Origin of the sequence: Rhodoblastus acidophilus (assembly GCF_009720655.1) — a bacterium.
GTDB lineage: Bacteria > Pseudomonadota > Alphaproteobacteria > Rhizobiales > Beijerinckiaceae > Rhodoblastus > Rhodoblastus acidophilus_A.
This window is the reverse complement of the sequence record NZ_WNKS01000004.1, coordinates 125,255-137,433: the sequence shown is the minus strand read 5'-3', so window position 1 is coordinate 137,433 and position 12,179 is coordinate 125,255. Positions and strand designations below refer to the sequence as shown.

The 12,179-nt window shown below is 62.9% G+C and carries 12 protein-coding genes; 10 read left to right on the top strand and 2 right to left on the bottom strand.

The features are described from left to right. The first annotated feature begins 1 nt into the window (after position 1). The 5 genes from GJ654_RS06915 to trmB all read left to right on the top strand — a co-directional run bounded on the left by GJ654_RS06915 (position 2) and on the right by trmB (position 5,302). The gene (locus GJ654_RS06915) at positions 2 to 1,006 is read left to right on the top strand and encodes a hemolysin family protein (RefSeq protein WP_155445402.1); all 1,005 of its coding nucleotides are present in this window, start codon (positions 2 to 4) and stop codon (positions 1,004 to 1,006) included. A 72-nt stretch (positions 1,007 to 1,078) separates the two neighbouring features. After that, positions 1,079 to 2,647, top strand: a complete 1,569-nt coding sequence (lnt, locus tag GJ654_RS06910) for an apolipoprotein N-acyltransferase (protein WP_155445401.1) — start codon at positions 1,079 to 1,081, stop codon at positions 2,645 to 2,647. A gap of 54 nt (positions 2,648 to 2,701) precedes the next feature. Further along, positions 2,702 to 3,112 carry a helix-turn-helix domain-containing protein gene (locus GJ654_RS06905; protein ID WP_264586166.1) on the top strand — a complete coding sequence of 137 codons (411 nt, stop codon included), beginning with the start codon at positions 2,702 to 2,704 and terminating at the stop codon, positions 3,110 to 3,112. 184 nt (positions 3,113 to 3,296) lie between these two features. After that, the gene (gene metK, locus GJ654_RS06900) at positions 3,297 to 4,493 is read left to right on the top strand and encodes a methionine adenosyltransferase (RefSeq protein ID WP_264586165.1); all 1,197 of its coding nucleotides are present in this window, start codon (positions 3,297 to 3,299) and stop codon (positions 4,491 to 4,493) included. A gap of 86 nt (positions 4,494 to 4,579) precedes the next feature. Continuing rightward, entirely contained in the window at positions 4,580 to 5,302 is a 723-nt protein-coding gene (gene trmB / locus GJ654_RS06895; protein WP_155445400.1) for a tRNA (guanine(46)-N(7))-methyltransferase TrmB, read from the top strand. Here the strand turns inward: trmB and GJ654_RS06890 are convergent. Together GJ654_RS06890 and mutM are read right to left on the bottom strand one after the other, a co-directional pair. Continuing rightward, positions 5,289 to 6,077: a M48 family metallopeptidase gene (locus tag GJ654_RS06890; RefSeq protein ID WP_155445399.1), complete on the bottom strand. Its 789-nt coding sequence runs from the start codon at positions 6,075 to 6,077 to the stop codon at positions 5,289 to 5,291. The genes trmB and GJ654_RS06890 overlap by 14 nt on opposite strands. Further along, positions 6,077 to 6,925, bottom strand: a complete 849-nt coding sequence (mutM, locus tag GJ654_RS06885) for a bifunctional DNA-formamidopyrimidine glycosylase/DNA-(apurinic or apyrimidinic site) lyase (protein ID WP_155445398.1) — start codon at positions 6,923 to 6,925, stop codon at positions 6,077 to 6,079. Before mutM ends, GJ654_RS06890 begins: the two co-directional genes overlap by 1 nt. Before the next feature lie 87 nt (positions 6,926 to 7,012). On the opposite strand from mutM, the gene ubiE reads away from it, so the two are divergent. From ubiE to cysK, 5 genes are read left to right on the top strand one after another with little or no spacing between them, the layout of a single operon-like run. Next, the gene (ubiE, locus tag GJ654_RS06880) at positions 7,013 to 7,795 is read left to right on the top strand and encodes a bifunctional demethylmenaquinone methyltransferase/2-methoxy-6-polyprenyl-1,4-benzoquinol methylase UbiE (RefSeq protein WP_155445397.1); all 783 of its coding nucleotides are present in this window, start codon (positions 7,013 to 7,015) and stop codon (positions 7,793 to 7,795) included. A gap of 13 nt (positions 7,796 to 7,808) precedes the next feature. Beyond that, the gene (gene ubiB, locus GJ654_RS06875) at positions 7,809 to 9,368 is read left to right on the top strand and encodes a 2-polyprenylphenol 6-hydroxylase (protein WP_264586163.1); all 1,560 of its coding nucleotides are present in this window, start codon (positions 7,809 to 7,811) and stop codon (positions 9,366 to 9,368) included. 12 nt (positions 9,369 to 9,380) lie between these two features. After that, positions 9,381 to 10,607: a bifunctional phosphopantothenoylcysteine decarboxylase/phosphopantothenate--cysteine ligase CoaBC gene (coaBC, locus tag GJ654_RS06870; protein ID WP_155445396.1), complete on the top strand. Its 1,227-nt coding sequence runs from the start codon at positions 9,381 to 9,383 to the stop codon at positions 10,605 to 10,607. After that, on the top strand, positions 10,576 to 11,058 hold the full coding sequence (gene dut / locus GJ654_RS06865) for a dUTP diphosphatase (RefSeq protein ID WP_155445395.1): 483 nt from the start codon (positions 10,576 to 10,578) through the stop codon (positions 11,056 to 11,058). The genes coaBC and dut overlap by 32 nt, the downstream gene beginning before the upstream one ends. 51 nt (positions 11,059 to 11,109) lie before the next feature. Beyond that, on the top strand, positions 11,110 to 12,066 hold the full coding sequence (cysK, locus tag GJ654_RS06860) for a cysteine synthase A (RefSeq protein WP_155445394.1): 957 nt from the start codon (positions 11,110 to 11,112) through the stop codon (positions 12,064 to 12,066). Positions 12,067 to 12,179 lie beyond the last annotated feature (113 nt).

The window sequence follows — 12,179 nt, the reverse complement described above, 5'->3', positions numbered from 1 at the left end:
CATGGGCGCCCCGGAACGCGACAGCGACGAATCCAATGTCGCCGAACGAAGTTCGAGCCGCGGATCGATCGTCGAACGCCTGCGCGCGTTGTTCGGGCTATCGGGCGCATCGATCCGTGACGACATCGAGGATGCGTTGGAAGACGACGCGGTCGCCGAGGATTTCACGCCGTACGAAAGGGAAATGCTGAAGAACGTCCTGGCGCTGCATGGCCTCAAGGTCAGCGACGTCATGGTGCCGCGCGCGGATATCGTCGCGATCTCAATCGAATCGCAATTGGCCGACGTTCTGGCCACCTTTCGCACCGCCGGCCATTCGCGTCTGCCGGTTCATGGCGAAACGCTCGACGATCCACGGGGGATGGTTCACATCCGCGACTTCGTCGATTTCGTCGCCTCATCCGCCGAAAAGTCGATCTTGGCGCGGGGACAGCCGCAAGGCGAGGACCCGCCCCCCGGGCCGCAGTTTGTGCGCGTCGATCTTTCCGTGCGGCTTGAAGCCGCCGGAATTCTTCGTCCCGTTCTCTACGCGCCGCCGTCGATGCCGGCGCTCGACCTGTTGGTCAAGATGCAGGCGACGCGAACGCATATGGCCTTGGTCATCGACGAGTATGGCGGCACCGACGGTCTGGTTTCCATCGAAGATATTGTCGAAATGATCGTCGGCGACATCGAGGATGAACACGACCTCGACGAGAATCCGAAAATCGAAGCGGTCGCCTCGGGCGTCTATATCGCCGACGCGCGCGTGGGGCTTGACCACGCAACGGAAATTACCGGCCTTGAACTGACGAAATGCGGCGAACAGGAAGATGTCGACACGATCGGCGGATTGGCGACGGCTTTCGCCGGACGGGTTCCCATTCGCGGCGAGGTCGTGATCAGCCCGGACAAGGCCTTCGAGTTCGACATACTCGACGCCGATCCCCGCCGGCTGAAAAAGCTCAAGATCCGCGTCGTGGCGCGTGAGGCTGTGCAAAGCCAGAAGAGCGAAGGAGAAGCGTAACGCTCTTTGGCGACGCTCCAACCCTTCTATAAAGTCGAAAGTGATTCGGTCCTCTCGTCTTCCAGGCGCGCAATGCTTTTTCTCTCGCACAAGGTGATCCTCGCCGAAGGCTGGACGCGCCGTTTGATCGCCTTTTTCAGCGGCGCCATCGGTGTGCTGGCGCTCGCGCCATTTTCTTTCTTTCCGGCCTTCTTTGTTCCGATGACGGTCGCCGTCTGGCTGATCGACGGTTCCTCGGGCGAAACGCGTTGGGCGGGCATTCGCCGCGCCGCCGGCGCCGGCTGGTGGCTTGGGTTCGGCTATTTTGTCGCCGGCCTTTGGTGGCTTGGCGTCGCCTTCCTCACGGAGGCCGACCGCTTCGCCTGGGCCTTGCCTTTGGGCGTGCTGGGTTTGCCCGCCGGCTTGGCGATCTTCACGGGGTTGGGATTCGCGTTGGCGCGGCTGATGTGGTCGCCGGGCGCGGCCCGAATTTTCGCGCTCGCCGCGGGGCTGTCGGCCGCCGAATGGCTGCGTGGCCACGTCCTGACAGGATTTCCCTGGAACGATTTCGGCATGGCGCTGGGCGGGAACCTGGTGTTCGCGCAAGCCGCGTCCGTCGTCGGCCTTTATGGCCTGACGGTGCTGTCCGTCCTGCTTTTTTCTGCGCCGGCGCTGCTGGGCAAGGGCCATTCCAGCCGGCGCGCGCTGGTCCTGACCCTGTTCGGCTTCGTCGCGCTGGCGCTTTTTGGCGTCGCAAGGCTCCAGGACAAGACCGAGTTCGTCAAGGGCGTCAAGCTGAGGATCGTTCAGGCGAATGTCGCGAACGACGAGTTCCGCTTCGACCGCAGGGCGGAATTGCTGGAGCGGTATCTGAAATTGTCGGATCGCTCCACGTCTCCTCAAACGACCGGAGTGTCCGACGTCACCCATGTGGTTTGGCCGGAGTCCGTCTTCCCGTTCATTCTGTCACGCGATCCCCTTTCCCTGTCGACGATTGCGTCCCGCATGCAGAACGCCATCCTGTTCACCGGCGCCGCGCGGGCGCAAGTCGAGGGAAGCCACACAAAATATTTCAACGCGCTCGCCGTCATTCAACAGGGCGAAATCAAGGACTATTTCGACAAGATGCATTTGACGCCTTTCGGCGAATATATGCCGTTCGCGGATCTGCTGGCCCGCGCGGGCGTGACCCAATTCGTTTGGAGCCCCGGCGCTTTTGACGCAGGCGAATATTCGCGTCTTCTCTTAGCGCCGGGATTGCCGGCGGCTTTGCCTTTGATTTGCTATGAAGCAATATTTCCGGAGGAAGTCGCCAAACGCCTGTCGGAATCCAGCGCACGGCCCGGACTTATGCTAAACGTGACCAATGATGGCTGGTTCGGCGTCACGACCGGACCCTACCAGCATTTGTCGCAGGCGCGGTTGCGCGCGGTCGAACAAGGTTTGCCCATGGTGCGATCCGCAAACACCGGGATCTCCGCGATTGTTGATCCATTCGGACGAATCCTGGACTCCACTTCGCTGGGAATTGAAGCCATACTCGATGGAAGTCTGCCAAAAGCGCTTCCGGCGACCTATTACTCGCAACATTGGCGACTTGCGCCCGCTGTTGCATGGTTGATTGTTTTCCTCGGAGCGTTAATTCGTCCACGGAACATTTGACTTTAGGTAAACTGTTGTCGCAAATAGGGCCAAACGCTAGGACGGAAGAACGCCGTGACCAAAGTCCCTAATCCAATTGATCGTCACGTTGGGGCGCGCGTGCGCATGCGGCGGATGATGATCGGAATGAGCCAGGAAAGACTGGGCGAAGCCCTTGGCCTGACGTTCCAGCAGGTGCAAAAATACGAAAAAGGCACCAATCGGATCAGTGCAAGCCGGTTGCAGCAGATTTCGGAAACCTTGAACATCCCTCTGGCCTATTTCTTCAAGGGCGCTCCAGTCTCTGAAGGCGCGGTGAACGGCGGTTTCGCCGAAAGCAGCCCGGAGGAAGGATACGCCAGCGATTTCGTGATGACGGCCGAGGGCCTCAGCCTGAACCGCGCCTTCGCGCGGATCACCGATGCGAAGGTTCGCAAGCGCATCGTCGATCTCATTGTCACGCTTGCCGAGGGCGAGGGCGCCTAATCGCTCTTGAGTCGTTCGTTTTATCGAACGAAAGAACGGCAAAGGCTTGACGAAACGAACGCTCCCCCTATAAGGACAGTGGGTTTCTGGCTTCGTCCCGGCGCTTGCGGGTCTGACCCGGCGAGAGCGACGAGCATTCCGGCAACCAGCTGAAGACTGGTCTTGCGTATGATGGAGATGAGTTGTGGCGCGCAGCGATTATCTGTTCACCAGTGAATCCGTTTCTGAAGGACATCCGGACAAGGTCGCGGATCGTATTTCCGACGAAATTGTTGACTTGTTCTATCGAGAAGGTGCCAAAGCCGGCGTCGATCCGTACCAGATTCGCGTCGCCGCCGAAACGCTGGTGACCACCAACCGCGTCGTCATCGCCGGCGAAGTGCGCGGTCCGCAGCTCACCCACGCCCAGATCGAGCAAGTCGCCCGCGAAGCGATCAAGGACATCGGTTACGAGCAGGATGGCTTCCACTGGAAGAACGCCCAGGTCGAGATCCTTCTCCACGCTCAGTCGGCCGATATCGCCCAGGGCGTTGACGCCGCGGGCAACAAGGACGAGGGCGCGGGCGACCAGGGCATCATGTTCGGTTACGCGACCAACGAAACCGAGTCGCTGATGCCGGCGCCGCTGTATTACTCTCACAAGATCCTGGAAGTGCTGGCCAAGGCGCGTAAAGCTAGGGAAGGTGAGGCCGCGAAGCTCGGACCGGACGCCAAGAGCCAGGTCACGGTGAAATATGTCGGCGGCAAGCCCGTTGGCGTCACCCAGATCGTTCTGTCGACGCAGCATGTCGATGAGAGCCTGACCTCCGAGGACGTGCGCCGCATCGTCGAACCCTACATCCTCTCCGTCCTGCCCAAGGGCTGGGTCACCGACGCCACCGTCTGGCACGTCAACCCCACCGGCAAGTTCGTCATCGGCGGCCCCGACGGCGACACCGGGCTGACGGGCCGCAAGATCATCGTCGACACCTACGGCGGTGCGGCTCCGCACGGCGGCGGCGCCTTCTCGGGCAAGGACCCGACCAAGGTGGACCGTTCCGCCGCCTATGCGGCGCGCTATCTGGCCAAAAACGTCGTCGCGGCGGGTCTCGCCGACCGTGTCACCATCCAGCTCGCCTATGCGATCGGCGTCGCCGAGCCGCTGTCGATCTATGTCGACGCCCACGGCACCGCCAAGGTCGACGAAGCCAAGCTCGAAGAGGTGCTGTTCAAGATCATGCGCCTGTCGCCGCGCGGCATTCGCGAGCATCTCCAGCTCAACAAGCCGATCTACGCGCGCACCTCGGCTTACGGCCATTTCGGCCGCCAGCCCGACGCGGACGGTGGTTTCACCTGGGAAAAGACCGACCTCGTCGACAAGCTCAAGGCGCATTTCGCCTGAAGTTAGAGCGTTTTCAAGCTAAGTGGATGCCGGTTCGCGTGAAGAAAACGCGTGAAAACAAAAATCTAGAGCACTTTCATGTTTCCATGAAACGTGAAAGTGCTCTAGAGCAAAGCGTGAGCGAGACCTTCGCACACCGCGAGTCCGCGTTTTTTGGGCGTCGCAAGGGCAAGACCTTGCGCGCCTATCAGGCGGGCTTGATGGAAACCCTCCTGCCGGAAGTTCAAATCGATCTTTCGGCGCCGCTCTCCGACCCTGCCGCGCTCTTTGCCAACCATCCCGACGATCTCCGTCTTGAAGTCGGCTTCGGCGGCGGCGAACATCTCGCCGCCGACGCCGCTTCGCATCCGGACCGCGGCTACTTCGGTTGCGAGCCGTTCGTGAACGGCGTGGCCAAGCTGATGGCCCTGATCGATGCGCAAGACGTGCGCAATATCCGCGTCCACCCCGGCGACGCCGGAGACTTGATCGACGCGCTGCCGGCGGGCTGCCTGTCGGGCGTCTGCATCCTCTATCCCGACCCCTGGCCGAAACGGCGCCACAAGGAGCGGCGTTTCGTTTCCGATCGCATGCTGGCGCGGCTGGCCCGCGCGATGCGCCCGGGCGCTGAATTGCGTTTCGCCTCGGATATCGACGATTACGTCGGCTGGACGCTCGCGCGGGTGTTGCGCTCGGCGGATTTCATCTGGCCGGCCAACAGCGAGGCCGAATGGCTGACGCCTTACGCCAACTGGCCCGGCACACGCTACGAAGACAAGGCGCTGCGCGAAGGTCGCCGCCCCGTCTATCTCACGTTCATCCGGCGCTGACGCTTGGGCCCTTGCGACCGTAGCGGTGCAATTGCGCGCCATAAAGCTTGAGCCACGCTTCCGCCTTGGCGGTCGCGGGACACAGGCTTTTCGTCAGGCTCCAGAATTCGTCTGAATGGTTGTGATGGCGCAGATGCGCCATTTCATGCGCGACCAGATAGTCCAGCACAAACGGCGGCGCCAGGATGAGGCGCCAGGAAAAATTCAGCGCGCCCCTCGCCGAGCACGAGCCCCACCGACTCGTCGTGTCCTTCAGGGTGATTGAAATCGGCGCGCGTCCCACCGTGGCGGCATGGCGGCGCGCCGCCTCTTCGATATCGCGGCGCGCTTCTCGCCGGAAGAAATCCGTCATCCGTCGTTCGAAATGCGAGGGATCGCCGCCTGCGCAAATCGCGGCGGGCTGCTGCAATGCGTCGATCCAGACGGGTCCGGTCTTGCCTGCGCCAGGGCGCGACTGGACGGAATGAATCAACCGGTGCGTCTCGCCGCGAAACGGGACCTCGGCCTCCGGCGCAAACAACTGGCGCTCCGGGAGCCGCGCCATGCGATGCGCGATCCATTCGGCGTGGCGGTGAGCAAAACCCTCGGCGTCCCGCTGGTTCGAGCGCGCCGGAATCGTCAAAACCACGTCCTGCGTCGCCGCGCGCACACGCAGCGTGAAGCGTCGGGCCGACGCCAGCCGCTTGATTTCGACCCGAAAACTTCGCCCCTGATGAACGACGAGCAACTCGTCGGCGGGTTTGGCGCGTAGCCCGAATTTAAGGTTCAGCAGCATCAACTTTGGCAGATTGGGCAATAGAACGTCGACCGCCCGTTCTGCGTGTGCCGGGCGATCGTTCCCTGGCAGGCGCGACTCACACAAGCCTGACCTTCGCGATCATAGACCCGAAAATTGTGTTGGAAATAGCCAAGCGAGCCGTCGGCTTGCCTGTGGTCGCGCAAGGACGAGCCTCCCGCCTCGATCGCCTCCTGCAAAACCTGCATCACGGCGCGGGCGAGCGTCTCGCCGGTTTTGGCCGTAAGGCTTCCCGCCGGGCGCATCGGCGAAAGTCCGGCGCGATGCAAGGCCTCGCAGACATAAATATTGCCCAGTCCGGCGATGTTGCGTTGGTCGAGCAAGGCAGATTTCAGAGGGGCGGATTTCCCGGCGAACAGCTGCGTCAGGGATTTTCCGCTGAAATCGTTGGAGAGCGGTTCGACGCCAAGGCCCGCGAAATAGGGATGGTCGGCAAGTTCGCTGGTTTGAGCCAAAGTCATGAACCCGAAACGGCGGGGATCATTGTAGACCATGAGCCCGGTTTCGAGCGAGAAGGCGACGTGGTCATGCGCGGGATTCTTGTTGCGCGGGTATTTGAACGCTCCAACCGGCTCCGCTTCGAGCCGAAACGAGCCGCTCATGCCCAGATGCGCGATCAGAACCTGGTCGTCGTCGAGGTTGGCCAGCAAATATTTGGCGCGGCGGTTGAGCGCGACAATGCGTCGCCCCTCGAGGCGCGTCGAAAAATTCTCGGGAAACGGAAACCTCAAGTCTTTTCGCCGCAAGTCGACGCGCAAAATGCGCGAACCCACCAGAAACGGCGCCAGTCCAACGCGAACTGTTTCGACTTCCGGCAGTTCGGGCATCTCTTTCCCTTCAGTTTACGAGACAAACAGAATAAATAGCCAGTCAGCAAAGGGCGCGCTATGGTCCGGCGCGCAGAAGAGGTTCCCATGATCGACGTCAAATCGTCCAGCAGCGAGACACACGACCAGCACACCCATTTCGGCTTTTCCGAGGTTCCTCTCGACGAGAAGCAGGGGATGGTGGACGACGTCTTCCACAAGGTGGCGCAGCGTTACGACATCATGAACGACCTGATGTCGGGTGGGCTCCACCGCATCTGGAAGGATGTGTTCGTCTCGCGCGTGCACCCCTCGAAAACCGCGCCGTTCAACCATCTCGACGTCGCCGGCGGAACGGGCGACATCGCCTTCCGCGTCGTCCAGGCCGGCGGTCCCAAGACCAAAGTCACCGTCCTCGACATCAACGGCGACATGCTGGCCGTCGGGCGCGAGCGCGCGGAGCAGAAGGGGCTGGCCGACCGGTTGGAGTTCGTCGAAGCTAACGCGGAATCTCTGCCCTTCGAGGACAACGAGTTCGACGCCTACACCATCGCCTTCGGCATCCGCAACGTGCCGAGGATCGACCGCGCCCTCGCCGAAGCCTATCGTGTGCTCAAGCGCGGCGGCAAGTTCATGTGCCTGGAGTTCTCGCAGGTCGAGACCCCGGTTCTCGCCAAGATTTATGAATCCTATTCCTTCTCGGTGATTCCCGCGATTGGGCGTCTGGTGACCGGCGACGGCGAGCCTTACCGCTACCTCGTGGAATCGATCCGCCAGTTCCCGGCGGCCGAGGATTTCGCCGCCATGATCGAAAAGGCGGGATTCCAGCGCGTGTCCTTCACGCGACTGACAAACGGCGTCGTCGCCATTCATTCCGGCTGGAAGCTCTGAGGTCGAGACTTAAGTGATAACCTCGATCGGCCATGTGGTCAGGCTCGCGCGCGCCGGCTACATCCTCGCGCGCGAAGGCGTCTTTTCCGGCGTCGATACATCCGGCCTGCCCCTCGAAATGCGGGCTCCGCTGTTTTTGGCCGGCCTGATCGCCCGCAAGGGCGGCGGCTTGCAAAGACTCGCGCCCGCCATCGCGCGGTTGGGGCCGTCCTATGTCAAGCTCGGACAGACCTTGGCGACGCGGCCCGACGTGGTCGGCGTCGCGGTCGCGCGCGAGCTGGAGGCCTTGCAGGACCGCATGGCGCCTTTTCCGCGCGAGGTCGCCGTCGAGGTCATCGAACGCGCCTTTGCCAAGCCGCTCGACCAGATTTTCGCGGAGTTCAGCGAACCCGTGGCCGCCGCGTCGGTCGCCCAGGTGCATCGCGCCAAGATTGTCGCGGACGGACAGGAGCGCTGGGTCGCCGTCAAGGTGCTCCGGCCGCGGATCGAGCGCCGCTTTCGCCGCGATCTCGCCGACATGTTCTTCGCCGCGCGCGTCGTGCACAAATATTCGGCGGAGGCGCGCCGGCTGAAACCCGTCGAAGTCGTCGAGACGCTGGCGCGCTCGATGAAAATGGAGATGGATTTCCGGCTGGAGGCCGCCGCCGCCTCGGAATATGCCGACAACACCCATGGCGACGACGATTTTCTCGTGCCGAAGGTCGATTGGGACCTTTGCGCGCGCGAAGTGCTCACGCTGGAGTGGATCGACGGCACGCCGCTGTCGGATGTCGAGGCGCTGCGACGGTCGGGCGTCGATCTGCCGAAACTCGGGCGGACGATCATTCAGTCCTTCCTGCGCCATGCGGTGCGCGACGGGTTTTTTCACGCCGACATGCACCAGGGCAATCTGTTCCTGACCAAGGAGGGTCGGCTGGCCGCCGTGGATTTCGGCATCATGGGCCGGCTCGGCATGAAGGAGCGGCGCTTCCTCGCCGAAATCCTCTACGGATTCATCACCCGCAACTACCAGCGCGTCGCGGAAGTGCATTTCGAGGCGGGCTATGTGCCGCCGTCCTATCCGGTCGCCGATTTCGCTCAGGCGATCCGCGCCGTGGGCGAGCCGATCCATTCGCGAAAAGCCGAAGACATCTCGATGGCGAAGCTGTTGTCGCTGTTGTTCGAGATCACCGCGCTGTTTGACATGCAGACCCGCACCGAACTGGTGATGCTGCAAAAAACCATGGTGGTGGTCGAGGGCGTGGCGCGGTCGCTCGATCCGAGGCTGAACATGTGGTCCACGGCGGAGCCGGTCGTACGCGCCTGGATCGAGGAAAATCTCGGCCCACTGGGCAAGCTCGCCGATGCGGGGCAGGGGCTTGCGGCGGTGGCGCAGCTCGCCGCGCAGGCGCCGGCGATCCTGTCGCGCGGCGCGCGCATCTCGGAGCAACTGGAAACCTGGACAACCCAGGGCTTGACTCTGGCGCCGCCCACCGTGGAGGCTCTGGCCCGGGCCAATGCGTCGCGAAACCGGTTTTGGCGCTACGGCTTTGCGCTCCTGCTGGTCGTGGTCACCGTCCACTTCTGGCGCTGAGGTTTTTTTTCGATGCATGCGAAAGCCTCGTCCATCCTGCTGATCGTTGGTGGCGGGATCGCCGCCTACAAAAGCCTTGAGCTCATTCGGCTCCTGCGCGGCGCCGGAATGGAGGTTCGGGTTGTTCTGACCAAGGCGGGGGCGCAGTTCGTTACGCCCTTGTCGCTCGCCAGCCTTAGCGGCAACAAGGTTTATGAGGATCTGTTCTCCCTCACCGACGAAACCGAAATGGGCCATATCGAGTTGAGTCGTCAGGCGGACGCGATTGTCATCGCGCCCGCGACGGCCGATTTGCTCGCCAAGGCGGCCAACGGGCTCGCCAATGACCTCGCTTCGACGCTGCTGCTGGCCTCCGACAAGGCCGCGTTGGCCGCGCCCGCCATGAACTGGCGGATGTGGACCCATCCGGCCACACGTCGGAATGTCGATGTCCTCCGCGGTTACGGCATGGCGTTCGTTGGGCCGAACGAGGGTCCCATGGCCTGCGGCGAATCCGGGCCGGGGCGCATGGCGGAGCCCGAAGAGATTTTTGCCGCGCTTCGCGCCCGGCTCGCCGACCGCCCGAAAACACTGGCAGGCCGAAAAGTGGTGATCACCGCCGGTCCCACCCATGAGCCGATCGATCCGGTGCGCTACATCGCCAACCGATCCTCGGGCAAACAGGGGTATGCGCTGGCCGAGGTCGCGCGCGATGCGGGCGCGGAGGTGGTGCTGGTGTCCGGTCCCGTTAACCTGCCGCCGCCGGCGGGCGTGCGGCTCATTTCGGTGGAGACCGCCCGCCAAATGGCCGAGGCCGTCGAATCGACCCTTCCCTGCGACATTTTCATCGCCGCCGCCGCCGTGGCGGATTGGCGAACGGAGGCCGACGCCGCCCAAAAAATCAAAAAGGGGTTTGACGGGCCGCCGGCGCTCAAAATGGTCGAGAATCCCGATATTCTCGCCAGCATTGCGCGCCATGGCGCGAATCGCCCGCGCCTGGTGATCGGCTTTGCGGCGGAGACGGAAAACGTCGTCGCCCATGCCCGCGCCAAACTGGCGAAGAAAGGCTGTGACCTGATCGTCGCCAACGACGTCGGCGAGGGGACCGGCGTCATGGGCGGATCGGAGAATGCGGTCGTGCTCATAACCCCTGACGGCGAACAGGCTTGGCCGAGACTGGCGAAAGACGAAGTCGCCCGCCGCCTCGTCGCGCATTTCGCACAGATGTATGCGGCCGAGGAGGAGCGCGGTGGAGCTTAAGATCAAGCGTTTGCCGCATGCCGCGGGTTTGCCCCTGCCGACGTATCAAAGCGTCGGCGCCGCGGGTTTCGATCTGCTCGCCGCCGTGCCGGCGGACACACCGACGACTTTGCCGCCAGGCGGTCGCGCGCTCATCCCCACCGGCCTTGCCGTCGAAATCGCGGCGGGATATGAGGCGCAGACCCGGCCGCGCTCGGGGCTGGCGCTCAAGCACGGTGTGACCGTGCTGAATGCGCCGGGAACCATCGACAGCGATTATCGTGGCGAGGTTGGAATCATCCTGATCAACCACGGCGACGCGCCGTTCGTCGTCCGGCGGGGCGACCGCATCGCGCAGATGGTGGTCGCGCCTGCGCCCCAGGCGCGCCTCATGGAGGTGGATCACTTGTCTTCGACCGCGCGGGACGCGGGCGGGTTCGGTTCGACGGGCATAAGGACCGACGTTAGCTGACAATATCAGTCAGCTTTGATAGGCTACAGCACTCATTCAGGGGGAAGCGCCATGTCGGGCAAGCCGGGTCGGGGAAAAATTTACGATTCCATCACGCAGACGATCGGCGACACGCCGCTGGTGCGATTCGACCGCATCGCGGCCGAGCGCGGCGTCAAGGCCAAGCTGCTCGCCAAGCTTGAATTCTTCAATCCGCTTGCTTCGGTGAAGGACCGGATTGGCGCGGCGATGATCGATGCGCTTGAAGCGCAAGGCAAGATTTCTCCCGGCAAGACGGTTTTGATCGAGCCGACTTCAGGCAACACCGGCATCGCCCTGGCTTTTGTCGCGGCGGCGCGCGGTTACAAGCTGCAATTGGTGATGCCCGAATCCATGTCCATCGAGCGGCGCAAGATGCTGTCGCTGCTGGGCGCGGAGCTCGTGCTCACGCCCGCCGCGCAGGGCATGAAGGGCGCCATCGCCAAGGCGGCGGAGCTTGTGGCCGCGACGCCCGGCGCCATCACGCCCGCGCAATTTGAAAATCCGGCGAACCCCGAAATTCATCGCCGCACCACGGCCGAGGAAATCTGGAACGACACGCAAGGCGCCGTCGATATCGTCATTTCCGGCGTGGGGACGGGCGGCACCATCACCGGCGTCGGCGACGTCCTGAAGGCGCGCAAACCCGGCTTGAAGATGATCGCTGTCGAGCCGGTGGAATCGCCTGTTCTCTCGGGCGGACAGCCTGGACCGCACAAGATCCAGGGAATCGGCGCCGGCTTTGTTCCGCCTGTTCTCGACAGGGGCGTGATCGACGAGGTCGTGACCATCGACAGCGCCACCGCCATGGAAGTGGCGCGGCAGGTCGCGCGCATCGAGGGCGTTCCCGTCGGTATTTCGTCCGGCGCGGCGGTGGCGGCGGCCTTGCAGGTCGGCGCGCGGCCGAGCTCAGAAGGCAAGAACATCGTGATCATCATTCCGTCCTTCGCCGAACGTTACCTTTCCACGGCTCTGTTCGATGGGCTCTGAAGCGTTTTCAAGCGAAGTGGATAAAGGTTCGCGTCAAGAAAACGCGTTTACAGAAATCGGAGCGTGTTCGGTGAACGGGGTTCACCGAACACGCAGACGGCACGAGTGTTGCA

Bases quoted from the DNA above. Each gene is read 5' to 3' on its own strand.
- dut (WP_155445395.1), top strand. From the start codon at position 10,576: ATGCGGCCGAGGAGGAGCGCGGTGGAGCTTAAGATCAAGCGTTTGCCG.
- lnt (WP_155445401.1), top strand. From the start codon at position 1,079: ATGCTTTTTCTCTCGCACAAGGTGATCCTCGCCGAAGGCTGGACGCGC.
- GJ654_RS06890 (WP_155445399.1), bottom strand. From the start codon at position 6,077: ATGCTGCTGAACCTTAAATTCGGGCTACGCGCCAAACCCGCCGACGAG.
- coaBC (WP_155445396.1), top strand. From the start codon at position 9,381: ATGCATGCGAAAGCCTCGTCCATCCTGCTGATCGTTGGTGGCGGGATC.
- mutM (WP_155445398.1), bottom strand. From the start codon at position 6,925: ATGCCCGAACTGCCGGAAGTCGAAACAGTTCGCGTTGGACTGGCGCCG.
- cysK (WP_155445394.1), top strand. From the start codon at position 11,110: ATGTCGGGCAAGCCGGGTCGGGGAAAAATTTACGATTCCATCACGCAG.
- trmB (WP_155445400.1), top strand. From the start codon at position 4,580: ATGAAACGTGAAAGTGCTCTAGAGCAAAGCGTGAGCGAGACCTTCGCA.
- ubiE (WP_155445397.1), top strand. From the start codon at position 7,013: ATGATCGACGTCAAATCGTCCAGCAGCGAGACACACGACCAGCACACC.
- GJ654_RS06915 (WP_155445402.1), top strand. From the start codon at position 2: ATGGGCGCCCCGGAACGCGACAGCGACGAATCCAATGTCGCCGAACGA.